We start from the raw sequence: 22,315 nt of genomic DNA on the forward strand, positions 1-22,315 counted from the left end.
CCTCCATCGGATCTGGCCCGACGGTGCGCGCGTAGATGCGCAGCTCGGGGGAGTGTCGCCGCCGCGGCCGGATTCCGGAAACACGAGGGCCCGGTCGGCGGAGGTGAACGACCGGGTCTTTCGTCATCGTGGGGGGTGTACGGGGCGACCACGGCGGCCCCCACTCCCGACGCCCCGCATCCTTCGCCTCTATCTAGAGGACAGGCGGTCGGCCGAGCCTCGTCAGGCGCCAGACCGTGCGCCAGCGCATGGGCCGCCGCTCGCCGCCGGAGGTCCGCAGCCCCTCCATGAAGCCGCCGAACCAGGCCCTCAGCCCGCCGACCGATCGTGTCCGCAGGAGAGTGACGACGATCCAGACCCCCAGATGCACGGGGATGAGCGGCAGGGGCAGCCGACGCCGTACGAGCCAGACACGGTTCCGCGCGGTGACCCGGTAGTAGATGGCGTGCCGGGCGGGCGAGGTCTTCGGATGCTGAAGGAGCAGTTCGGGCACGTAGAGGATGGTCCAGCCCGCGTCGGCGGCCCGCCACGCGAGGTCGGTCTCCTCGTGTGCGAAGAAGAACTCGGCGGGCCAGTCCCCGGTTTCGGCGAGCATCGCCATGGACAGCGCGTGCCCGCCGCCGAGGAACCCGGTCACCGGGCCGCCGCGCATCGGATCGGCCGCGCCGACCCTCGGTACATGCCGCCGCTGGGTCTCGCCGTGCTCGTCGGCGATACGGAACCCGGCGATGCCGAGCCTGGGGTGGGCCGCGTAGAGATCCCGGACGCGCCGGAGTACGTCGGCTTCCACGAGCAGCCCGTCGTCGTCCAGCTCGACCACGACGTCGACGTCCCCGAACTCGCGGAGCCGGGCGAGGGCGACGTTTCGCCCGCCGGGGCAGCCGAGGTTCTCGTCGACCTCGACGCTGGTGACCTCACCGGGCAGACCGAGACGCGCGGCGAACTCGGGCAGAGGACAGCCGTTGCCGACGACGACGATGCGGGACGGCGCGAGGTCCTGCTTGGCGACGGAGGTGAGGAGGGCGTCGACCTCGACGGGCCGGTTGCCCATGGTGACGACGGCTACGGCGATACGGGGCCCCGACTCCTGCTGCGACACGACGCCCACCCCATCCCGGCCTACGACTGTCCACGCGATGCTAGTCGTTAACCAAGAGGACGCTCAGTGTCCTCCGGTTCTCCTCGCACCGGATGATTTTCCGACCGAGTCGGGCGGTTTCCTCCCCCACGAGCACGGCCCTCCCTGCCAGCACCCGCCGAACCATCACCGGCACCGGCCACCGCCACCACCTCCCACGCGGGGTGCACAAGCACACCGAACACGCCGAACACGCCAAGCACACCGAAGACACCGAAGACACCGAACACACCGAAGACACCGACCCTGAATTGTCGTCGATTGGCAAAAAAGGCAACCCGGCTCGAAAACCGAAGCATGAATTCCCGCTCGACGACCCGGCCCCCGTCTCTTCCGTTTCCTCATATCCAATACCGGTTCCTCATATCCAATACCGGCCCCGTAACCGAGACCGGGACCCCCCACCGCCTACCGCCTACCGCCCACCGCCCCGTCGCCCTACCGCCCCGCCCCGACCGACCGGCACCGCGAAGCGGCGGCCCAACGGGTCCGGTACCCTGGCCACGACCGCGCGCAGTGCACGCGAGAAACAAACAAGAGAAACCCTAGAGAAAGGGGACGGAGGATCGGAGCCCGAAAGGCGCCGTGATTCCCACCGCCGATGCCGTCCATCCCGCAGGCTGGTTCGCCCAAGGAAATCTCCAGCCCCAGCAATCCTCATGTGAAGGAACTCGCCGCCCTCCGCCGCAGGCGGAACAGGCAGAATTCCGGAGTGACCCTCGTCGAGGGTTATGAGGAGCTGGATCTCGCCCTGCGGGCCGGGGTCCGTCCCCGCGAGCTGTATTTCTGCCCCGCGCTGACCGGCGATTCGGACCCGAGGGACGTCCTGGCGCGCGCCGCCGAGCGTGGAGCCGCCCTGTTCAGCCTGAGCCGGCAGGCCTTCGACAAGGCCGCCTACCGCGAGGGCCCGGACGGCTGGCTCGCCGTCGTACCGGACATCGAGACCGACCTCTCCCGCATCGGGGTCGACAACCGCTCCCTCTTCGTCGTCTGCGAGAGCGTCGAGAAGCCCGGCAACCTGGGCTCGGTGCTGCGCACCGCCGACGCGGCCGGAGTGACCGCCGTCATCTCGGCCAACCCCGTGACCGACTGGGGCAATCCCAATGTGATCCGGGCCAGCAAGGGCACGGTGTTCGCCGTCCCGATCGCCTCGGCCGACTCCGGGGACGTCGTGCGCTGGCTGCACGAGCACTCGGTGAACGTCGTCGCCACCACCCCCGACACGGACGTCCTGATGGCGGACGTCGACATGACCGGCCCCACGGCGATCCTGGTGGGCAGCGAGAAGTACGGCCTGTCGGACCAGTGGCTGTCGGGCAGCCACACCAAGGCGAAGATCCCCATGTTCGGACAGGTCGACTCCCTCAACGTCGCGGTGTCGGCCGCCCTCTTCACCTACGAGGCCGTACGGCAGCGCATGGCAACGGGACAGCGCTGAGGACCACTGCTGCGGAAGCTGATCCTCCGGCTCCCCCACTGTCACCGCCTACGGGTCAGGCTCACTTCGGGCTCACCGGTGGGAACGCCCGGTCGTAGAGGCGGCGCAGTTGCGGGTCTGCTTCGGCGCTGGCGCCGCACAGCGACACCTGCCCCTTGTCGGCGGTGACGAGGTAGCGGCGGCCCGTTGCGAAGGTCACCCAGCTGAGCTGCGGGAGCTGGTGCACGGCCGTGCGCAGCCGCACCGTGGGCGCGTCGCCGCCGCGGTACCAGTGGTCCACGCGGAGTTCGACCTGGCCGTCCCTGACGGAGATCGCCGTGCCCTCGAAGGCGGTGTGCATGCCGCTCAGAACGTCGACGCCGACCGCGGCGCATCGGTCGCTGCCCTCCGCGGGGACGGTCAGGGTCATCGGGTGTGCCGTGACCGTCGGGGCATGGGTCAGGCCGGCTCTCACACTGATGCCGCCGATGACCGCGATCAGCGCCGCGACGGCCACCGCGGCGAGCCACAGGGCACGGCGGTGACCTCCGGAGGCACCGGGTCGGGGCGCGGGCTCGGGTTCGTCCACCGTCCGGATCAAGACGTCAAGGGCTCGGAGCCCGACCTCACCTACGCCGTCGGCGGGCACTGGCTCGTACCCGCCCGGAAGGGTGCGGTCCTCGCGTGCAGCGTCGTCGGCGCCGACCCCGCCATGCGCCGCCTCTTCCAGCGGGCGTTCGCACCGGCGGTGACACCGCCGCACCGCGTGCCGGTGACGCCGCCGGGAGCCTGATCGTCGATCTGCTCAGCTCCAGGCGCCACGCACGTCACCAGTTTCTGATCAAGATCCGGACGCCATCACGGACGAGACGCGGAGCCTAGTTGGTGAAGTAGAAGTACTTCCAGGCGCCGTACGTCGTCGAGTTCACGGTGTCCCCGGAACCCCCGTTGATGTACGCGGACCGCACCCGGGCACGGACCCCCGACTCGCCGGGGTGCCCCAGGTTGACGATCGACTGTCCGTTGGTCCCGACCGAGAAGTACTCGGAGTCCGTCGTGTACCACTTGCCCTGGTAGAACACCTGAAGGTCCAGGCGCTGTCGGCGGCCCTTGTAGTACGTCATCGTCGTCGCGTCGATGGCGTCGGTGTTCTTGTGGAAGTAGTAGTACGTCGTGGACCCGATCTTGCCGGTCCGGTAGTACTTCGACAGCGTCGACGACACCTTCACCCGCGCGTAGCCGGTGGACTTCACCGTCTTCGGCGCGGTCCGGGCGTCACCCTTGAACACCGCGCTGACCGTGGTGTCCCGGGTCATGCCCACCGCCACCGACAGGTTGCCGCTCGAGTTGACCTTCGCGGACTTCAGCAGCTTGTTCGGCTTGTCGCTGCCGTAGGGGTCGGCCCAGATCTCGACCGTCCGGTTCTTGTACGTCGACCCCAGATGCGCCGTGAACACCACGCTCTTGCCGTAGTCGTACAGCTTGCCGTTGTTGTTCAGCGTGAGCGTCGGCGTGGTCCGGGAGACCGCGACCGTGTCCGACGCCGAGACCGAGGTGTGCGTGGCATCGCCGGCGTACGACACCGTGTACTTGACGTTCCCGCCGTCCGGCGGCGTGTCCTTGAAGGAGAAGCTGCCGTCGGACTTCGTCGCGACGGAGGCCAGCGCCTTGCCGGCGGGGTTGTCCAGGTCGGTCCGGGTGACGCGCAGGGAGACGCCGCTCGGCAGCGGCACCGTCGCCGACAGCTTCCCCGTCACGGTGAGCGCCTTGGCGCGCGGCGCGCTCGACGGGGCGTTCACCGTCAGGGTCGGGACGTTCATCGACGGGTCGGTGAGCACCTTGACGGTGTAACCGCCGCTCGTCTGCGTGAGCGCGAAGATCCGCGAGGAGTCGGGGGCCCACACGAGGTCGACCGCACCGGACGAACCGACCGTGTAGCTGCGGACCGGCTGGCCGGCGTCGGGCCGGTAGACGGCCACCTTGGTGCCGTTGACCTGGGCGACCAGCCCGGTCGCCGAGATGTCGGCCCGCTGACCGGCGGGGTAGGCGCCGACGGCGGTGAACTTCCCGTCCGCGTAGGCGTCCTTCTGCGCGCCGTCGACCAGCACCTGGGAACCCCCGGGCACGAGGTCGATGTCACTGATGCCGCTGTTCAGCGTGTAGTCGCCGTTGTACCAGGCGGTCATGCTCGGGGTGGCGCCGGACACGTCGACGACGGCCATCGAGTCCGTCGAGAGGCCGGTCTCCCCCACAGCCAGCACACCGGGCTGGGACGGGTCCGTGTCGAGGAGCCCCGGACCCCAGATACCGGGGCCCGACCGCGGGAACCGGCCGAGCGCGACCGGGTTCGTGCCGTCGGCCGGATCGACCGCCGGGTCGACGGAACCCATGTTGCCGTCCCACTGGTCGCCGTAGGTGAACCAGACCTTGCCGCCGGCGAAGGCGACGTAGCGCGGACCCGTCGTGGTGGCCACGGCGTAGCGGGCCTTGACGTCGAGAGTGGCCGCGTCGAGGGCCACGATCTCGTGGGTCGTCTCCGCGGTCGCGTACAGGGTGGAGCCGTCGTCGGACACCGCGAGATCCGAGACCCCGCTGATGCCGCTCACCGAGTCGACGAGCGCGCCGGTGTAGTCGGCCGCCACGATCTTTCCGGCGGTACGGTCACCGAGGAAGACACGGTGCAGGGCACCGTCCGCGACGATGCCGCCGGGCGAGGAGACGGAGGCAGGCGTGACCGCCGAGGCGACCCCTGCCGAGACGGCGCACAGCGCCACCGAGCTGAAGAGGACCGCAAGCGACGTCGCGGTCGAAATGCTGCGCCTACGCACAGTGATTCTTCCCCCCACAAGGAAGCCGGTTGGTTGACCGGGTACGAGTAGCGCCGCGCGACGCCCGAGCACCTTCGCCGACCGGCGGCGGTGTGGGGCGCGGCTGCTGTGGGTGAAGCGTAGGCCATGGCAGTGACAGCTGCGAAGCGGTGTTTCCTGCGCGCCACGAGCGGCAGTTGAAACAAGGACTGAGACTGGGCCGCCTGCGGCAGTATGGTCGGGAACCGGCGCAGGGCTTGCTCCCCACCCGCCCTGCTACGCCCGGAACGTCGCCGGCCGAGGCAGCCGTCCGCACCGGCCTCACCCACCACGAGGCCCCGCTCGACGATCGCTTCGGCGGCACGGATGACGGGCCTCCGCCCTGAGACCCCGCCCGCGCAACGCGGACCCCTCACCAACTGCCTTTGCCGCCAAGGAACCTGACCGAGTGGAGCAGGAGTCAGGCCGTTGACGATCCGTCGAAAGATCGTCGACAACCTGTCGAAATCCGACCTGTTCGCGGGGGTTTACTAGACAGTCGCGTCTGTCCATGCGGACAGCCGGACACGGCCGCCTGCCCGTTCTGTGGACAGTCGAGGCCGATAGTCGATAAGGAGCACGGCAATGCTGAAGAAGTCACTGGTGGCGGTTCTGAGCGCTTCCGCCCTCGCGATAGGCGCGCTCGGGCTGAGTGCCGAGTCTGCGTCGGCAGCTTCCACGTGGAAGCTGAAGGCCACGTGCAGCTCGGTCAACATACGAGCGAACTCCAACGCCGGCGCGAAGATCAATGGCGTTGCCTACAAGGGCGACCTCATGAACGGCACGAAGGTGGACTACAAGGGCTACAAAGACATCAAGGTGGACAAGGCCTGGATCTACGGCAAGGTGGTCCGCAAGGACCACAAGGTGATCTACGGCTGGGCCGCGCTCAAGTGCTTCAACCCTTACGAGCAGTAGGGGAAACCTGCTCGGACAACACCACTGCCTCTGACCGTTTCCCGGTCGGAGGCAGTTCCTCCGGCAGTGGGTGTGAGAGGCACTCTGGCCAGAGGATGTCCGCAGACCTGCCTGACGGTCCACTCCGGCACCGACCGTGACCTCGGTCTGCCGCGGTTGTGCGCCGCCGTCGGCGTCCGGGTCAGCGTTGGGTCACACCTGTCGAGGGACGATGGCCCGGTTACTCCTTGCGCGCGGGTGGCGTGCCGGAGGCCCGTGCGTGTGAGGGCGCGGAGTCCAGGCCTTGTTCGGCCCAGATGACTTTGCCGCCCGATTCCGAGCGGGCGCCCCATCTGCGGGACAGTTGGGCGACCAGGAAGAGGCCACGGCCGTCTTCGTCGATGGCGCGTGCGTGACGCAGACGCGGGGAGTTGACGTCGGTGTCGAATACTTCGCAGGTCAGGACTTGGTGCCGGATCAGACGCAGTCCGATCGAGCCTGTGCTGTGGCGGACGGCGTTGGTGACCAGTTCACTGACGATCAGTTGCGTGGGGTCCTGGAGACGCTCCAGGCCCCATTCGGTCAGCCGGCGGGCTGCCATGTGCCGGGCGCTGCGGACAGCGGTCCGGTCGTTCGGCAGTGTCCAGGAGGCGACCTGGGTGGGGCTGAGTGAGAGCGGCCGCGCCAGGAGCAGGGTGATGTCGTCGGACGGCGCCCGGCCGGGCCAGGGCTCCGTCGCTCGGGTGCACAGGTCTTCCAGGGAGCGACTCGGTTGTGCCAGGGCGGTGCCCAGGCGGCGCATTCCCACGTCGATGTCGTCGTCGCGGGTTTCGACCAGGCCGTCGGTGTACAGGGCGAGGAGACTTCCCTCGGGCAGCTCCAGCTCCACGGCCTCGAAAGGGACACCCAGCCCGATGCCGAGTGGGCTTCCGGTGGGCAGGTCGGGGAAGGTGACCCGGCCCTGTGGGCCGATGATCGCGGGCGGGGGATGCCCGGCCCGTGCCATGGTGCACCGGCGGGTGATCGGGTCGTAGACGGCGTACAGACAGGTGGCTCCGACAACCGAGGGGGTCTGGTCCGCGGCGTCGGCGTCTTCCTCGGCCAGTCGCTGGCACGTGTCATCGAGACGGGCCAGCAGCTCGTCGGGAGACAGCTCCATGTCGGCGAGCGTACGTACGGCGGTGCGGAGCCTGCCCATGGTCGCGGCGGCGTTGATGCCGTGTCCGACGACATCGCCGACGACGAGAGCCACCCGGGCGCCGGACAGCGGGATCACGTCGAACCAGTCGCCGCCGACCCCGACTTCCGTGTCGGCCGGCAGGTAGCGCCAGGCCGCCTCGACCGCCGCGCCGCCCATCAGACGGTGGGGGAGCAGGTTGCGTTGCAGCGCGAGGGCCGTGGTGTGTTCGCGGGTGTATTGGCGGGCGTTGTCCAAGGACAGCGCGGCCCGGGTGACGAGCTCCTCGGCGAGGAGCAGGTCGTCCTCCTGAAACGGAACAGGGTCCTCGGTGCGGATGAACAGCGCGACACCCAGGATGGCGCGCCGCGCAATGATGGGCACGATGATCAGGGAGTGCATCCCGTTCTCACGGATCTTTTGGGCCCGCGCCGGGTCGTGGTCGATCCATGTCCCGGGGGAGGCGTCCAGCACCGGTTCCAGGTGGGACCTTCCCGTGCGCAGAACGCCGGCGAGCGGCGAGGTCGGGGGGACGAAAACCGTCTCTCCTCGCGCAAAGGACGACTCTGGGATTCCTGGGTGGATCGAGGCCTGACCGGCACGGAGGAAAACGGGAGGGCGACCGCTCATCGTGTCGATTCGGGTCGAGGGCTCTTCGCCGAACGGGATGGACTCCCCCAGGTCGACGTAGGCGTAGTCGGCCAGCACGGGCACGGCAAGGTCGGCCAGTTCCTGCCCGGTCCGCATGACGTCCAGGGTGCTGCCGATACGCGTTCTGGCCTGGCTGAGGATGGCAAGGCGCTCGCGCGCCCGCTGATTGCCGGTGACATCCACGCTTATGCCGCAGACCCCCAGTGTCTTGCCGTCCGCGTCCTTGAGGCAGAAGTACGAGGCCGAGAAGGCATGCTCTCGGCGCGGATCTTCCGTCGGCCACGCCCGGTACTCGTGGACCGCGGTGGTGCCGTTCCGCAGCGCCCGCCGCATCACCGCTTCAAGGGCTTCGGCCTCGATGCCGGGTAGTGAACTGGTGAGTCGCCGGCCGAACCGCCGGTCACGGGGGATGCCGTCGTGGCTCTCTATCGTGTCGTTCACCCAGACGCAACGCAGCTGCGGGTCACGAACGATGATGCCGATCGGCGTGCGGGTGAGAAGCGACTCGCGCACCGATCCGTTTCCCGCTGCCCGGGAGAGCGTGCCGACGCCGGTGACGGACACAAGCCACCGGAATGTTCCGTCCTGTCCTCGCAACATCGAGATCCGGTAGTTGATGTCAAGCATGCGGCCGTCGCGATGGCGCACCGTCATCGTGCCCGACCGGTCATTCTGGGCACGGCACTGCTCGACGAACGCCGATCTCGTCGATGTTTCCTCGGAAGACGGCAGCACGAGTGCGGCAGCCCGGCCCACCACGTCCGCGGCGGAGTACCCGAGAAGCTGCTCGGCGGCCTGCGTCCAGGCGACCACCGTCCCCCGCTCGTCGAGCATCGCGACCGCCGACTCTGATACCTCGCGCGTGTTCGATCGCTTGCCAAGGGTCACCCTGCCAGTACTGGTCATCGAGCTGCCCTCCTCACCTGGGTGACTGTCGTTCTCACGGAGGTCGGTTGCGGCTGCGGCGACCAGGACCACGGCGGGGTGGACAGCTGGGCCAGGGTCCCGGCAGGACGTGGGACGACCTCGGCCGGGTCCTGCTGAGATCAATCCGCCCAGATATATGAACCTTTTGGGTAATGGACCGGGCAGAGCTTTGATGTGTGACAGGGCTTGCAGCCGCGGCGGATACCGACGCGGTCCACCACGGCTGCCGCAGGCTCTGCGGTGGTCGGCGGAGACGCTGCTGAGCCCGGTGTTCTGGCCGATCCCGCGGACGGCGGCGCCTCGCCGGTGTCGGTGATGCCCTCGCTTCTCAGCGGCATACACACAGCAGCGGCGCGGCCCATCACCTGGGATCACATCTTCCTGGAGGCGACGGACGGCAGCCCGCCCCACGTCGCTGTGTGGCGTTCCGTGCGCAAGCACGGCGAGACCAGAACGAGGAAGAGCCGCCGGACCGTCGCCCTGCCGAAGCAGGTCGATCTGACACGGCCGGGCATCCCGGAAGGTGCGCCACACATCACCGGCATCGCGCGCAGGCGCCCTAGCCGCCCGGCAGCCCAGGCACCGACAGACGATCAGCGCTGACCTGATCGGCGTTGCCACGGTGGCCGACGTGCCCGTAGTGGCCACGCTGGGCGGGTGAACGGCCAGGAAGGACGAGCGGTACGGCAGGAGGCGGACACGTCGGTGCGCACCGTCAGGTCTGCCGGCCGACCGCCTGGCCTGTCCCGTGAGGCTGCCTGTCGGGCACGCCCGTCGACAGGGCGGCGGCGAAACGGGGCCAAGCCAGCAGAACGATCGGGTAGATCGCGTAGCCGATGCGGGTCGCCGGCGACAGCACTATCGCCAGGATCAGACCGAGTGCCAGTCGGTCGGCACCGGCCACGGCACTTCGCGGCGGGCGGATCACCAGCGAGAGGCCCACACCCGCGGCGCTCAGCGCGATGAGTGCCACCGTGACCGCCTCGCCGTGCGGGACCAGCACAGCGATCAGATGCCCCAACAAGGGACTCTGCGCGGACGATGCCGTGGGGCCGAGACCCAATGGATAGAGGACGACGTTGCGGTAAAAGGCACCGCTGTCCACCAGGGCCACGGGCAGGACGGCGAGCAGGGCGATACCCACGGCTCCCACTGCGCACTTGAGCGCGGCACGCCGCCCGCCGCGCACCGCCAGCACCGCGACGAGCACCGGGATGGCCGGCCAGGCGGTCCACTTCAGCGCGGCCGCCGCGCCCAGGGCCAGCCCGGCCCGTCCGGCATCGCCCCGCTGCGTGAAGACCAGGGCCAGGCACATCAACCCGATGACCGGCGGGTCCACACCACCGATGGTGAGTGGCAGCGCGACGACGGGACAGGCGAACAGCCACAACACGCCCGTCCTACCCGTGACCCCGCCCGGGGTGCTGACCCGACCGGCGTCCGCGTCCCGGCCGTTGGTCAGCACCCGTATCGCGCCCGCTACGGCCGCCAGGAAACCGACGAGGAACCATAACCGGGCGCTGGTGAATGGGGTGTCGCCGAACAGCATGTGCGGTATGCCGAAGAGCGCCATGCCGGGGAGGTAGGGATTGAAGTCCCGCACCACGTGCGGTGTGGGGTGGTACGGGCTTCCGGAGGCGAACAGCAGGTCGGCCGCCCGTTCCACGACACCGACCTCCATCTGCTCCTTGCTGATCACCGTCAGGTACAGCAGGGGCAGGACGACCGCACCCACGACCGCGACCACGGCGGGGGCCGGCGCCCACGGCGCGGACGACCTCGCCGCGACCAGGGCGGCACAGCCGTAACCCAATGCGGCGGCCAGGCCCCATGCTTCCTGCGAGGTGTCGGCGGGCGACAGCAGGCCCACCACGAGTGCGGACACGGCGCAGACCACCAGCAGTGGCCAGTCCCACCGTCGCTCAACGCGCGGCGACTTGGCGGCGGGGGCGGTGCCCGATTCCGGTGCGCGAAAGGCAGTTGACATCAGGCACCGGACTCTCGCCGGACACGGATGCCGAGGCCGGCCGCGCGGTGGCGCTGTTCACGCGTACCGGGTCCGGGGAGGCCGGGTAAAGGAAAGCTGGTGATCATGACACAACTGTACATTTGATGTGTACACGCCGTGCATGCGGTGGTCGTCTGCCTGTTACGGGGCCGTGCTGCTGCGGGCACTGCTCATGCTGACCAACCCCGACATCGCCCGCTGACAGGCGATCTGGGAAGCAGGCAACCGCCCGCGACTGGCTGGACCTTGCTACCTCCTCAACTTACCTTCGCTGACGGGCACCTGCGCCAGTTCCCGGTGTGCCGCCTCTGAGCAGCGGCGGGGCTGTCGTCGACTGTCGTCAGTTGTCGCCGTCGGTCGCCCCCGGACGGCCCACAGTCGGCCCGGCTCAGAGCCTCCAAGGCCCGCTGACCGAGGGTGCGATCTGTCGGAGAGGGGGCCGATAATCCTCCCCTGACCAGGAGCTATACCATCCCGCGTCATGAGACGGTCGGTGATTGCCCTGTTGAGCGCGGGGGCGGCAGTTGTGCTTGCGGGCGGTGGGTACGCCATAGGCGCGGGCGGCCACGACGGCGCAACCGCGAAATGCGACGAGGCCACGCGGGAATTCGCGAAGCGCGCAGATCAACTCAAAAAGCAGGTGCAGAGAGAAGATGACCGCTGGCAAGTGGTCACAGCGCAGACCGAGATCCTTGCCGGGGTCGTGAAGCAAAACCCGACCTGTTTTGATGCCGGGACGCGCTCGGCTGCGGAGGTCGTCCAGCGGCTTTCCGGGGGAGCGCAGGACGCGGCCAGGTGCGAGCTGATCGGCATCAAGGCCGAGGTCTGCTCGGTTCAGACCACCTGAATGAGCGGACGGTGTGTACGGCGGCGTCCTCTTCGCGGGTGAGGAAGGCGGCAATCCAGCGGGGGGACCGCAGACTACCCGATGACGGACGCCGGCATGGCAGCGACGACGGCACCCTGCAAAGGCTTTGAGGTCTGTGCTCATCCTTATCAGGTCGATCATGGGGAGTCGTCGACGTGGACCAACTCGTGCCGGACCTCCCCTGATCGTTCACTGAAGTTCGGCGCTGACCGCCGCTGTTCGCAGCTGTTGGTGTCAGCCGCTGGTGTCAGGAGTCGAGGGCGGTCTTGACAGACCAGTACGGCCGTTCCACAAGGCCCGCGTGTGACGATGTGGGTCATGGGCGCGATCGACGCCACAGACGACGCTTCTGATCGGGCGGTTCCTCAATCTCCTGTGGCTCGGGCGGCTCATGCACTTCGGCGAGTTCTGCGACTGATACGCGGAAGGATTCAACGATGATTGACACGCGGAAGGGGCGACTCAGGGTCCTGTATCTCCCGGAGAGCCACCATGAGCTCCCTTTCGGACAACCGGTAGATCTCGCGCGTGGCATCAGGTCGTGAAGAGTGCTGGCGCGACCGGGCGACCTCGAGCGCCGCGTCCCACGCCTCCTCAGCGCCCCCCACCGGAACTGTCTTTACGGCGCCGAACTCGCGTCCGATCTCCTCGATGACAACGAACCACCCTCCGGACCCACTCAACTGTGCCCTCCCCTGCTGCCGGAAACGTCGCGGTCAGAGCCAATATCGCTTAGGCGGTGCTGTCCCTGGAAGCCATGTCGCGCGCGTTGGAGATTGCCCACCGCCGCCGCCTCGTCGGCGAGAACGTCGCCACACTCGTGGACACGCCGAGCATCGACGAGACCGAGGCCAACCCCTTCACCAAGGAAGAGGCCAAGGCGTTCCTCGAAGCGGCGGCGAAACGCCCCACCTTCATGCGGTGGATCGTGGGCGTCGGCATGGGGTTCCGGCGGGGAGAGACGCTCGGTCTGCGGTGGCCGTACGTCGACCTGGGGGCGGAGCTGCTTCGCCCGGAGTGGCAGCTCCAGCGCCTCACGTGGCGCCACGGCTGTGACGACCCGCGGCTCTGCGGCGCCCGCCTTCACCGATTCGAGTCGTGCCCGCCCGACTGCACCACGCACCGGAACTACAAGCGGGGCTGTCCGAAGCCGTGCCCCAAGACATGCACCAGGCACGCGAGCGCCTGCCCGCTGCGCAAGGAGGGCGGACTCACCTTCACTCGGCCCAAGGCCAAGAAGAGCACCTGTCGAAGGACGCGATGCGGCGCATGGGCGAGTTCTTCGTGCTCGCTTCCCCGGACCCCGATCCCGGCCCCACTGAGACCAGAACTGAGACCGCCGACACCCGCGCGGCCCGCTCTCGCCGTCGTCGCCGCGTCCGCTGAACGAAAGAACCCCAGCTCAGAGTCACTCTAAGCTGGGGTTCTGGTGGAGCCGCCTTCGGGATTCGAACCCGAGACCTACGCATTACGAGCTCGCCAGAGCGTTGCTCCAGGGTTCATTACCTACCCCTATTTTCCTCGTCTGTGCAGGTCAGAAGGCATGGGGGTCTCCGGGCTGTACTGATCATTCACGGGGTTTCACTGTCCTTCCGGACCCATCTTGGACCCAGAATGGGTCCGCCGGCGGCCTGCCAGGCCCCCGCCGGGCGGGCCTGCAGCTCAGCGCCGGGCGCGAAAACGCCTCCAGCGCAGACCCCTTGCGAAGCAAAGAGGCCCTGCCTCCTCAGGGGGATCAGCGCCGCCAGTGGCGTCCTGACCAGCGTGTCGATCACGCACGGCGCGGGCTGCTGACTTCGCTCGCCGAACGTGGGGTGCTGCCGCCGGGCATGCGGCAGCACCCCACGCGTCATGTGTCGGGCCTCGCGACCGGCCGCCGTACGTCCATGGGTGTCCCCCGATCCATGAGTCGTACGGCGGCCTTCTTGCATGCGGAGGCCGCCGACGCTGTTACCGACCGGCTTCCGCGCCGTGGCGGTGAGCCTGGGCGGCGATCTGCTGGAGCGCCCCGAGGTGGGCGGCGAGCCGGATGCGGCCGTCAGCTGTGAGGGAGACCCAGGTACGCGGGCGCTTGCCGACGAAGCCCTTGCGGGTCTTGATGTACTCGGCGGCCTCGAGGGCGGAGAGCGTCTTGCTCAGGGCGGAGTCCGACATCCTCAGGCTGTCACGCACGGTCTTGAAGTCGGCTTCCGCGCACCCGGAAAGGAAGGCGACGACGGACAGCCGGGTGGGGTGCTGGATGGTCGCGTCCAGTTGCGGGGCGGTGTCCCGGACGGTCATGCCGGCAACCCCTTGCGGGCCTGCGCCATCTGGATCCAGGTCAGCGCACCCAGGCCGAGTCCGAACACGGTGAGGAATGCGGGGAAGCCGAGGAACACGGTCGCGACGCCGGCGGCGGCCAGGGGAATCAGCGCGACCGACTGCCTCAGTGCTCGTCCCCGGGTGTCCCCGGTCGGCCACAGGGCCACCCCGCCGGCCCTGCTGGACACGACGGACAGCACGAGGAAGGCGATCAGGCAGACGAGGCCGCCCACCAGGTACGCCCAGGCATCGGGGTGCGCGTCGAAGAGCGCCAGGCCGCCGAACCCGGCGGCGAACAGCAGGCCGGCGGCCGGCGGATGCCACACGGGCACCCGGCGCGCCGCGCGAGCGGCCGAGACGGCGCTGCGGGCAGCGGTGAGGGCCGTGTCGGCTTCCAAGGGCGGCATGGGTTCAGTCATGGTGACAGCATGGCATGTACTTTCCTGGATGGCAAATACTTGCCCTGTGACGTGATCCACTTGTCGAGGTCGACTGATAGAGTGACGGAGGGCAACGCCATGACCAGCCGAGCCCATTGCTGCCATCAAGCCTTCGTGGCTGAACGAACGGGGGTTCACCGTGCATTTCTTCGTGCCTTCACCGCCACAGCGGGACTGAGCACCCATTCGCCTCCCTTAACTGGGGCGAAGAATCTGTACGAAAATTGAGGAAACCTTTACGCAGCCGCTCGTCGTCGGCGCGCGGAAAACTGCTGCCCGGAAACATTTGAAGAACACCTTCCGGGTCTCTCTCTTACCTCAGCTTTTCATCAACTCGCTTGTCCTCTCGACTCGACAGCGACCAGGGTCACATCGTTCGACTTTCCATGAACTTCCGCCCGAAGGGAATTAGAATCGTGGCGCGCCCGCCCGTCATGCCCCCGGAAGAAAAGGACAAGCTTGTCCTCGGTGTTCTGTCGGGGAAAATCACGGTCTCTCAGGCCGCCCGTCAGTCAGGAGTCTCCGAGCAGGCCATCGGCAACTGGAAACGCCAGTTCATCGCCGCCGGCAGCCAGGGCCTGGAGGGAGGTGACCGTTTGAGCAGCGAACGAGAGCGCAAGCTCCGCGCCCAGATCACCGAGCTCAAGACCGCGCTCGGCGAGGTCTACGTGCAACTCCGCGCCCGGCGACAGATGGTGGACTACCACGCGGTCCCTTCACAGACCTCGAAACCATACGGCGTGAATGTGGGCTCAGCGTTTCGAGGTTCTGCAGCCTCCTCGGGATACCGCGAAGCACTTACGCGCGGCGACTGACGTCCCGGGACGACTAAAACACCCGGAACACGACACCGGGAGGAATGCAGAACATGCACGACAATCCGGGCCTCATAGTAGAGGCCCTGACGAAGCGTTACGGGGACCACATGGCCCTCGACAAGATGTCCTTCGAGGTGAAGCCGGGAGAAGTCTTCGGCTTCGTCGGGAGCAACGGCGCCGGCAAGACCACCACGATGCGTATCGCGGTCGGCGTCCTGAAGAGCGATGACGGCGCCGTGTATTGGCGGGGCAGGCCCGTTGACGCCGCGTCCCGCTCCGAGTTCGGGTATATGCCGGAAGAACGCGGGCTGTATCCCAAGATGACCGTGGCGAAACAGCTGGTCTATCTCGCCCGGCTGCACGGCATGTCCCGCGCGGAGGCCGTGGCCGCCATGCAGACGTGGACTGAGCGGCTGGACGTGGCCCAGTACCGCAACCGCCAGGTGGACTCCCTCAGCCTCGGCAACCAGCAGCGGGTCCAGCTGGCCGCCGCCCTCGTCCACGACCCACAGGTGCTGCTGCTCGACGAGCCGTTCTCCGGCCTGGACCCCCTCGCCGTGGACACCATGAGCGCCGTACTGCGGGAGCGTGCCGAGCAAGGGGCCCCCGTGCTCTTCTCCAGCCACCAACTCGACCTGGTCGAGCGGTTGTGCGACCGGGTCGGCATCGTCCGCTCCGGCTCGATGATGGCCTGCGGTTCGGTCGAGGAACTGCGGGCCCGCGGCGGCGAGGACGTGTACATCGAGATCGAGGGCGCACCGCGGGACTGGGCTCGCGCCCTGCGTGGCATCGACTCGTTCCGCGACCAGGGCCAGGGCACCGTGGTACGACTCGCGGACCACTGCGACGAGGGGGAACTCGTACGGCAGGTCGCCGACCTGGGCCGGCTGCGCACCTTCCGACGGCAACAGGCCACGCTCACCGAGCTCTTCCGTGCCTACGTGACGAACGCCGACGAGTCCACGGAGATGGCCGCATGAGCCGAATGAACGACGGGACCACCACGCCCAGGACCAGGACGGGTGGGTCCGCGATGGCGGCCGTCTGGCTCGTCATGCAGCGGGAGACGGCCGCCCGGGTCGCCAACCGCACTTACGTCGTGGGCACGTTGCTCAACGTCGCGGTGATCCTGGGGCTGCTGTACTTCTTCGCACCGTCTCAGGCAGACGAGCACCACGCCACCGCGACCGTCACCGTCACCGGCGTACCAGTCACCGCCGTCGCCCCCGGACCGAGCGTGAACAGCGCCACCAGATGGCGCAGTGCGGACAGCGAAGCCGCGGCACGTCGCCAGGTCGCCGACAAGAAGGCCGACGCCGCGCTGGTGATGCACGGGGCGCAGGTACGGATGCTGGTCCGAGCCGACACCTCGGCGGAGATCCGCGCCACCGTCCTGGCCTCCGTCCGGCAGTGGGCGACCACCCGTGCGCTGCACGAGCAGCACGTCGACGTGGACCGTCTGGAACGTGAGGTCACCGCCGCACTGCCCCGCACCGAGACGGTCGACGGGACCGGCGGCACCGCCGCGGGCGCGGACAGTGGTGCGGGGCTGGGCGCCGCGATCGGCATCGTGACGGTCCTCTTCTTCCAACTCTTCGGCTACGGCATGATGGTGGCCCAGGGAGTAGTCGAGGAGAAGTCCACTCGCGTCGTCGAGGTGCTCCTGGCCACCCTCACGCCACTGCGGCTGGTGATCGGAAAAGTCGCGGGCATCGCCGTCGCCGCGGTGCTCCAGACCGCCGTGTTCGGTCTGGCGGCCGTGGCGGCCGTCCGGTTCGGGCATGTGCTTCCCACACAGTTCCCGGCCACGCCGGCGACGTGCGCCGCACTCGCCTGGTTCGTCCTGGGCTTCGCCTTCTTCGCCTTCGTCTTCGCCGCGGCGGGCTCTCTCGTCTCACGCGCGGAGGACGTGTCCTCGGCGGTCATGCCGGTGCTCATGGCCACCCTGGTCCCCTTCGGCGTGGCCATCGCCGCCGCGCAGGACCTGAACGCCACCTGGGTGCGGGTGGTCCAGTACGTTCCGCCGTTCTCCATGCTCATCATGCCGTTGCAGGTCAGCGCGCACCATGCGGGATGGGGCCCCAACCTGCTGGCGGCCCTGCTGATGATCGCCGCAGCGGCGGGGCTGGCGGTGCTGTCCGCACGGGTCTACCGACGGTCGATCCTGCGCATGGGGACGACGGTGCGCTGGCGCGAGGCGCTGACGTCGGTGGCGTGACCCGCTGACGACCTCGCAGGCGAGGGCTCCCCGGAGCAGTTTCCGTATCGCCAACAACGACAACAGCTCTGGTTGCGCAGAGGCTTGCGCAGCCAGAGCTGGTCGTACGAGGAGGTGATCAGCAACCCTGCTGGTGGGTGACCGTGGTGAGGGTGATGCTCGTGGCGCAGTGCTGGGTCGAGAAGATGGTGATGGTGGTCTCCGCAGTGGCGGGGACGTTGCCCTCTGCCGATGCGCCGAATTCTGCAGCGTCGGTGTAGGCGGCATAGCCGGCCATGAGCTGTGCGGTGGTGCTCATCCTTTTCTTCCTCCTCGGGTCGACTGACGTCCATGGTGGCCTCGGCACACTGGACGTGAGAAGGGACCAAGTTTGAGCAGAGTTGGGGACACAGGTCGCTGAGCAGCGGGCGTGCGAGTCTCTGTGAGCTGCGGCCGTCCGTCGTACGCGTACGCGCCGAACCTTGGCGACCGAGTTCGGGCGGCGCCGCGCGCTTCCGTGCGCGGCGCATGGCGCTGGCCGCCGGTGTCGCCCCGAAGGCCGTGCAGGCGATGCTCGGACACGCGTCCCTGCGAATGACGAGCGACACCTACCAGACGGTCCTGCCCGAGATGCACGCCGCGACCGCCTCGGCGTCCCTGGACCTCATCACCGCCTACCGGAAGGCCGAGCAGGCGGCGAGGCTCGGGCACGCCCCGGTGGAGGCGACCGGTGGCTACCAGGTGCAGCCTGCGCGGCCAGAGAAGGCGGTCGCGAAAAGGGCGATGAAGAGGCAGCGCCGCCGGGTGGCCTGACGGATGGTGGGTCCCGCTGGGTCCCGCTGGGCCACACGCTGGACCCATCTTGGACCCATCAGGCCCATTTTCCCGCCTCGGAGGGCAGTGGCCTAGACCGCGTACCGATCATGGAAAAGAGAAATGCCCAGGTCAGAAGGCATGACCTGGGCCTTTTCGGTGGAGCCGCCTTCGGGATTCGAACCCGAGACCTACGCATTACGAGTGCGTTGCTCTGGCCATCTGAGCTAAGGCGGCGCGCCGTCCGCACTATGGTGCGATCAGCAACGTCGGTAAGTCTACACAGTTTCCGGGAGTGCTCCGACCACCCCTGGAGGCCACTCCTCCGGGGGTGGTCGGGAGCGGCTACGAGCAGTGTTTTCCCTTTGCCGGCGGTGCGCCCCGCAGCAGGTAGGCGTCGATCGCCGCGTCGATGCACTTGCTGCCGCGGCCGTACGCCGTGTGTCCGTCGCCCTCGTACGTCAGGAGCCTGCCGGAGGAGAGCTGCGATGCCAGGGCCTTCGCCCAGGGGTACGGGGTCGCAGGGTCGCGGGTCGTGCCGACCACCACGATCGGCGCCGCGCCCTGGGCCGTGATGCGGTGTGCCCGGCCCGTCGCCTGCACCGGCCAGTACGCGCAGTTCAGCGACGCCCAGGCCAGTCCCTTGCCGAACACGGGCGACGCCTTCTCGAACGCCGGAAGTGCCTGTTCCACCTCCGCCGGGCCGGAGAACGCCGACGGAAGGTCCAGACAGTTCACAGCCGCGTTCGCGGACATCAGGTTCGCGTATCTGCCGTGAGCGTCCCGCTCGTAGTAGCTGTCGGACAGGACGAGCAGCGCGGCCCCGTCATGGCGCTTGATCGCCGAGGTCAGCGCCTCGCGCAGCTGGGGCCAGGCCGCCTGGTCGTACATCGCGGCGATCACCCCGGTCGTGGCGAGGGCCTCGCCGAGCCTGCGGCCGCCGGCGTCGCCCGTCGGGAGGGGGGAGGCGTCGACTTTCGTGAAGAACGCCTTCAGGTGGTCGCCGACCTTGGCCGGCGACGTACCCGGGCCGCCCAGCGGACAGTTGGACTGCCGGACGCAGTCCTTGGCGAAGGACTGGAAGGCCGTCTCGAAGCCCGCCGTCTGGTCCTCGTTGAGCTTGCGGGCGGACAGGGACGGATCCATCGCGCCGTCCAGCACCAGCCGGCCAACGCGGTCCGGGAACAGTCCCGCGTACGTCGCTCCGAGGAACGTCCCGTAGGACGCCCCCACATAGTTCAGCTTCTGGTCGCCCAGCACCGCGCGCAGAATGTCCATGTCACGGGCCGCCTCGACCGTCGAGACATGGCGCAGCAGGCTCGCCGAGTGCCGCCCGCAGCCCTCCGCGAACTTCTTGTCCGAGGCGACGAGCCGGTTCACCTCCGCCTGGTTGTCGGGCGTGAGGTCGGTCTGTGCGTACGCGTCCATCTCGCGCCCGTCGAGGCACACGACCGGCTCGCTGTGCCCCACGCCGCGGGGGTCCATGCCCACGATGTCGTAGCGGGCACGGATCTCCGCCGGGTAGCCGGCGCCCGCGTACTGCTCCAGATAGCCGACGGCCGAGCCGCCCGGCCCGCCCGGGTTCACCAGCAGCGAGCCGAGGTGTTCGCCGGGGCCCTTGGCCCGCTTGCGGGCCACTGCCAGCGTCACATCGCCCGCGGCCGGCCTGTCGTAGTCGCGGGGCGCCTTCATCGTGGCGCACTCGAAGCCGGGGACCTTGCAGGGGCTCCAGGTCAGCCTCTGCGCGTAGTACGGGGACAGTGCCGACGGCGTGGCGCGCGGCAGCGCGGCCAGCCCTTCGTCCGTTGTCGTCGCCGTCGTCGCGCCTCTGGCGGAGCAGGCCGAAGCGAGCATCGCGGCGGCGGCGAGCAGCGCGCCGCCCGTCCGCATCGCCTGGGGCGGACGGAGGAGTCGGAGGAGGGGGAACGGACGGGAGCGGAGACGGCGAGGGCGGCGGGAACGGGTCGAGGGGGACGGTCCGGTGATGCGCCTGGTCTGCATCCCGTGAGCGTAACCCTGAGAGATGGCTCGATCGCTCTCCGTCGCCTCGGCCCTTCGTACGAGTGACCCGGTCAATCCACCGCGAGTCGTACCCCCTCTCATGGGCGGGCGTCCGGTCACCTGCCGTACCGTCTCGGCCCCTCTCTCACCCGGCCCGGAGCGCCATCGTCATCGCCTCCACGGCCAGCAGGGGCGCCACGTTGCGGTCCAGGGCCACCCGGCAGGCGGCGATCGCCTCGATACGGCGGAGTGTCGCCTCGGGCGTGCTGCCCCTGGCCAGGCGCTCCAGGGCGTCCTCCGTGTCCACGTTCGCCAGGGCGATGCGGGAGCCGAGCTGGAGCGCGAGGACGTCGCGGTAGAAGCCGGTGAGGTCGGTGAGGGCCTGGTCAAGGCTGTCGCGCTGCGTACGTGTTCTACGGCGTTTTTGCTTGTCCTCCAGTTCCTTCATCACGCCCGCCGTGCCGCGGGGCATCCGGCCTCCCTGCACCGCGCCCAGCGCCGCCTTCAGCTCCTCCGTCTCCTTGCCGTCCATCTCCTCGGCGAGCTGCTTGGAGTCCTCCGTGGCCGCGTCGACCAGCTCCTGGGCCGCCTTGAGGCAGCCGCCGATGTCGTCGATCCGCAACGGGAGCTTCAGTACGGCGGCCCGGCGGGCCCGGGCGCCCTCGTCGGTGGCCAGGCGGCGGGCGCGGTCGACATGGCCCTGGGTGGCGCGGGCGGCGGCGAACGCGATCTCCGGGTCGAGGCCGTCGCGCCGGACCAGCATGTCCGCGACCGCGTCCACGGACGGGGTGCGCAGATTGAGGTGGCGGCAGCGGGAGCGGATCGTCGGGAGGACGTCCTCCAGGGACGGGGCGCACAGCAGCCAGACGGTACGCGGAGCGGGTTCCTCCACCGCCTTCAGGACCGCGTTGGCCGACTTCTCGTTCAGCCGCTCGGCGTCCTCGACGAGGATCACCTGCCAGCGGCCGTTCGCCGGCGACGTGAACGACTTGCGGACCGTGTCGCGCATGTCGTCGGCGAGGATCTGCGTGCCGACGGCGGCCACCGTCGTCACATCCGCGTGGGTGCCGATCAGGGCGGTGTGGCAGCCGTCGCAGAACCCGCAGCCGGGGGCGCCCCCGAGTGCACGGTCGGGGCTCACGCACTGCAGCGCCGCGGCGAACGCCCGCGCCGCCTGCGTACGTCCCGCGCCGGGCGGGCCCGTGAACAGCCAGGCGTGCGTCATCTTGGACGCCTCGGGCGGCGGGGCGGCGGCGGTGGCCGCGGTGACGAGGGCGTCGGCGTCGCGAGCAGCCGCGCCGAGCTGCTCGCTCACCTTCTCCTGCCCCACGAGGTCGTCCCACACGGTCACGGGACACCGCCTTTCCGTCGTACTCGCCCTGCCGCGATCCATTGTGCGGGCCGCCACTGACAACGGTGCGCGCCAGCCCCGACAGCCCCTACGGGCGGCCGGGGCAGCCAACAGTCGGCGTCATGCGGGGCGGCGGGGCCCCGGCGGCACGCCCTCTCAGCCGCGCCGGCCTCGTCCCCGATCGTCGTCGTCCCAGTCCTCGTCCTCGCGGGAGCCGAGCAGTTCGTCCGCCAGGCTCGGAAGGTCGTCCAGCGGGGTCTCCTCCGCCCAGTCCGGACGGGGACGGCGCCGCGGGCGGCCCTCGGGGTCCATCTGCGGCAGCTCACGCGTGCGGTCCTCGGTCCCGTCGGGCCGCGGTGCCGCCTGCTCGTCCCGGAAGAAGCCCGGCGGCACCCGGTCCGCCGGATCACCGGCGCCGCCGTCCCGCACGGGCGGCAACACCGCCGTCTCGTCGGCCGCACCCGG

Annotated in this window: 18 protein-coding genes, 1 tRNA gene and 2 pseudogenes; 9 read left to right on the plus strand and 12 right to left on the minus strand. The window is 69.1% G+C overall.

Features of this window, described 5'->3' with window-relative positions:
• Positions 1-193: 193 nt before the first annotated feature.
• Positions 194-1,108: a glycosyltransferase gene (locus AB0L95_RS11675; protein ID WP_365160646.1), complete on the minus strand. Its 915-nt coding sequence runs from the start codon at positions 1,106-1,108 to the stop codon at positions 194-196.
• A gap of 742 nt (positions 1,109-1,850) precedes the next feature.
• Here AB0L95_RS11675 and AB0L95_RS11680 point away from each other — a divergent pair.
• Positions 1,851-2,576 (plus strand): RNA methyltransferase, encoded by a 726-nt coding sequence (locus AB0L95_RS11680; RefSeq protein ID WP_365160649.1) that lies wholly within the window; start codon positions 1,851-1,853, stop codon positions 2,574-2,576.
• 61 nt (positions 2,577-2,637) lie between these two features.
• On the opposite strand, the gene AB0L95_RS11685 is transcribed toward AB0L95_RS11680, so the two are convergent.
• Positions 2,638-3,072 (minus strand): hypothetical protein, encoded by a 435-nt coding sequence (locus AB0L95_RS11685; RefSeq protein ID WP_365160652.1) that lies wholly within the window; start codon positions 3,070-3,072, stop codon positions 2,638-2,640.
• 24 nt (positions 3,073-3,096) lie between these two features.
• Between AB0L95_RS11685 and AB0L95_RS11690 the strand changes: the two genes are divergently transcribed.
• The gene (locus AB0L95_RS11690; RefSeq protein WP_365160655.1) at positions 3,097-3,348 is read left to right on the plus strand and encodes a hypothetical protein; all 252 of its coding nucleotides are present in this window, start codon (positions 3,097-3,099) and stop codon (positions 3,346-3,348) included.
• Positions 3,349-3,433: 85 nt separating this feature from the next.
• Here the strand turns inward: AB0L95_RS11690 and AB0L95_RS11695 are convergent, their stop codons facing one another.
• Positions 3,434-5,383 (minus strand): Ig-like domain repeat protein, encoded by a 1,950-nt coding sequence (locus AB0L95_RS11695; RefSeq protein ID WP_365160658.1) that lies wholly within the window; start codon positions 5,381-5,383, stop codon positions 3,434-3,436.
• 603 nt (positions 5,384-5,986) lie between these two features.
• Here AB0L95_RS11695 and AB0L95_RS11700 point away from each other — a divergent pair.
• Positions 5,987-6,319, plus strand: a complete 333-nt coding sequence (locus AB0L95_RS11700; RefSeq protein ID WP_365160661.1) for a hypothetical protein — start codon at positions 5,987-5,989, stop codon at positions 6,317-6,319.
• Positions 6,320-6,539: 220 nt separating this feature from the next.
• On the opposite strand, the gene AB0L95_RS11705 is transcribed toward AB0L95_RS11700, so the two are convergent.
• Together AB0L95_RS11705 and AB0L95_RS11710 are read right to left on the minus strand one after the other, a co-directional pair.
• Positions 6,540-9,032 (minus strand): SpoIIE family protein phosphatase, encoded by a 2,493-nt coding sequence (locus tag AB0L95_RS11705; protein ID WP_365160664.1) that lies wholly within the window; start codon positions 9,030-9,032, stop codon positions 6,540-6,542.
• 736 nt (positions 9,033-9,768) lie between these two features.
• A complete protein-coding gene (locus AB0L95_RS11710; RefSeq protein ID WP_365160667.1) occupies positions 9,769-11,040 on the minus strand; it encodes a glycosyltransferase 87 family protein in 1,272 nt (423 codons plus the stop codon).
• 502 nt (positions 11,041-11,542) lie between these two features.
• Here AB0L95_RS11710 and AB0L95_RS11715 point away from each other — a divergent pair.
• Entirely contained in the window at positions 11,543-11,908 is a 366-nt protein-coding gene (locus AB0L95_RS11715) for a hypothetical protein (RefSeq protein WP_365160670.1), read from the plus strand.
• Between the two features lie 778 nt (positions 11,909-12,686).
• Positions 12,687-13,315: pseudogene (locus AB0L95_RS11720) on the plus strand (site-specific integrase); the annotation flags it as partial.
• Between the two features lie 564 nt (positions 13,316-13,879).
• Here AB0L95_RS11720 and AB0L95_RS11725 read toward each other — a convergent pair.
• Together AB0L95_RS11725 and AB0L95_RS11730 are read right to left on the minus strand one after the other, a co-directional pair.
• Positions 13,880-14,209 carry a transcriptional regulator gene (locus AB0L95_RS11725; protein WP_365160673.1) on the minus strand — a complete coding sequence of 110 codons (330 nt, stop codon included), beginning with the start codon at positions 14,207-14,209 and terminating at the stop codon, positions 13,880-13,882.
• Positions 14,206-14,649 (minus strand): hypothetical protein, encoded by a 444-nt coding sequence (locus tag AB0L95_RS11730; RefSeq protein ID WP_365160676.1) that lies wholly within the window; start codon positions 14,647-14,649, stop codon positions 14,206-14,208. Before AB0L95_RS11730 ends, AB0L95_RS11725 begins: the two co-directional genes overlap by 4 nt.
• Positions 14,650-15,056: 407 nt before the next feature.
• Here AB0L95_RS11730 and AB0L95_RS11735 point away from each other — a divergent pair, with 407 nt between their 5' ends.
• The 3 genes from AB0L95_RS11735 to AB0L95_RS11745 are packed head-to-tail and all read left to right on the plus strand — an operon-like array spanning position 15,057 to position 17,706.
• Positions 15,057-15,485 (plus strand): transposase, encoded by a 429-nt coding sequence (locus AB0L95_RS11735; RefSeq protein ID WP_365160679.1) that lies wholly within the window; start codon positions 15,057-15,059, stop codon positions 15,483-15,485.
• 53 nt (positions 15,486-15,538) lie between these two features.
• Positions 15,539-16,468 carry an ATP-binding cassette domain-containing protein gene (locus AB0L95_RS11740; protein WP_365160682.1) on the plus strand — a complete coding sequence of 310 codons (930 nt, stop codon included), beginning with the start codon at positions 15,539-15,541 and terminating at the stop codon, positions 16,466-16,468.
• Positions 16,465-17,706 carry an ABC transporter permease gene (locus AB0L95_RS11745; RefSeq protein WP_365160685.1) on the plus strand — a complete coding sequence of 414 codons (1,242 nt, stop codon included), beginning with the start codon at positions 16,465-16,467 and terminating at the stop codon, positions 17,704-17,706. Before AB0L95_RS11740 ends, AB0L95_RS11745 begins: the two co-directional genes overlap by 4 nt.
• Positions 17,707-17,824: 118 nt before the next feature.
• On the opposite strand, the gene AB0L95_RS11750 is transcribed toward AB0L95_RS11745, so the two are convergent.
• A complete protein-coding gene (locus tag AB0L95_RS11750) occupies positions 17,825-18,004 on the minus strand; it encodes an LxmA leader domain family RiPP (RefSeq protein ID WP_365160688.1) in 180 nt (59 codons plus the stop codon).
• Between the two features lie 209 nt (positions 18,005-18,213).
• On the opposite strand from AB0L95_RS11750, the gene AB0L95_RS11755 reads away from it, so the two are divergent.
• Entirely contained in the window at positions 18,214-18,498 is a 285-nt protein-coding gene (locus AB0L95_RS11755) for a hypothetical protein (protein ID WP_365160691.1), read from the plus strand.
• Positions 18,499-18,658: 160 nt separating this feature from the next.
• On the opposite strand, the gene AB0L95_RS11760 is transcribed toward AB0L95_RS11755, so the two are convergent.
• The 4 genes and pseudogenes from AB0L95_RS11760 to AB0L95_RS11775 all read right to left on the minus strand — a co-directional run.
• A tRNA-Thr gene (locus AB0L95_RS11760) sits at positions 18,659-18,735 on the minus strand.
• A 108-nt stretch (positions 18,736-18,843) separates the two neighbouring features.
• A complete protein-coding gene (locus AB0L95_RS11765; RefSeq protein ID WP_365161012.1) occupies positions 18,844-20,388 on the minus strand; it encodes an alpha/beta hydrolase in 1,545 nt (514 codons plus the stop codon).
• Positions 20,389-20,644: 256 nt separating this feature from the next.
• The gene (locus tag AB0L95_RS11770; protein ID WP_365160694.1) at positions 20,645-21,850 is read right to left on the minus strand and encodes a DNA polymerase III subunit delta'; all 1,206 of its coding nucleotides are present in this window, start codon (positions 21,848-21,850) and stop codon (positions 20,645-20,647) included.
• Between the two features lie 156 nt (positions 21,851-22,006).
• A pseudogene (locus tag AB0L95_RS11775) lies at positions 22,007-22,315 on the minus strand (dTMP kinase); the annotation flags it as partial.

Source organism: Streptomyces sp. NPDC052036 (genome assembly GCF_040680495.1).
GTDB lineage: Bacteria > Actinomycetota > Actinomycetes > Streptomycetales > Streptomycetaceae > Streptomyces.

What these genes read in the sequence shown, in the direction of transcription:
- AB0L95_RS11700 (WP_365160661.1), top strand. Translation starts at nt 5,987, where the DNA reads ATGCTGAAGAAGTCACTGGTGGCGGTTCTGAGCGCTTCCGCCCTCGCG.
- AB0L95_RS11705 (WP_365160664.1), bottom strand. Translation starts at nt 9,032, where the DNA reads ATGACCAGTACTGGCAGGGTGACCCTTGGCAAGCGATCGAACACGCGC.
- AB0L95_RS11710 (WP_365160667.1), bottom strand. Translation starts at nt 11,040, where the DNA reads ATGTCAACTGCCTTTCGCGCACCGGAATCGGGCACCGCCCCCGCCGCC.
- AB0L95_RS11715 (WP_365160670.1), top strand. Translation starts at nt 11,543, where the DNA reads ATGAGACGGTCGGTGATTGCCCTGTTGAGCGCGGGGGCGGCAGTTGTG.
- AB0L95_RS11725 (WP_365160673.1), bottom strand. Translation starts at nt 14,209, where the DNA reads ATGACCGTCCGGGACACCGCCCCGCAACTGGACGCGACCATCCAGCAC.
- AB0L95_RS11730 (WP_365160676.1), bottom strand. Translation starts at nt 14,649, where the DNA reads ATGACTGAACCCATGCCGCCCTTGGAAGCCGACACGGCCCTCACCGCT.
- AB0L95_RS11735 (WP_365160679.1), top strand. Translation starts at nt 15,057, where the DNA reads ATGAACTTCCGCCCGAAGGGAATTAGAATCGTGGCGCGCCCGCCCGTC.
- AB0L95_RS11740 (WP_365160682.1), top strand. Translation starts at nt 15,539, where the DNA reads ATGCACGACAATCCGGGCCTCATAGTAGAGGCCCTGACGAAGCGTTAC.
- AB0L95_RS11745 (WP_365160685.1), top strand. Translation starts at nt 16,465, where the DNA reads ATGAGCCGAATGAACGACGGGACCACCACGCCCAGGACCAGGACGGGT.
- AB0L95_RS11750 (WP_365160688.1), bottom strand. Translation starts at nt 18,004, where the DNA reads ATGAGCACCACCGCACAGCTCATGGCCGGCTATGCCGCCTACACCGAC.
- AB0L95_RS11755 (WP_365160691.1), top strand. Translation starts at nt 18,214, where the DNA reads ATGGCGCTGGCCGCCGGTGTCGCCCCGAAGGCCGTGCAGGCGATGCTC.
- AB0L95_RS11765 (WP_365161012.1), bottom strand. Translation starts at nt 20,388, where the DNA reads ATGCGGACGGGCGGCGCGCTGCTCGCCGCCGCCGCGATGCTCGCTTCG.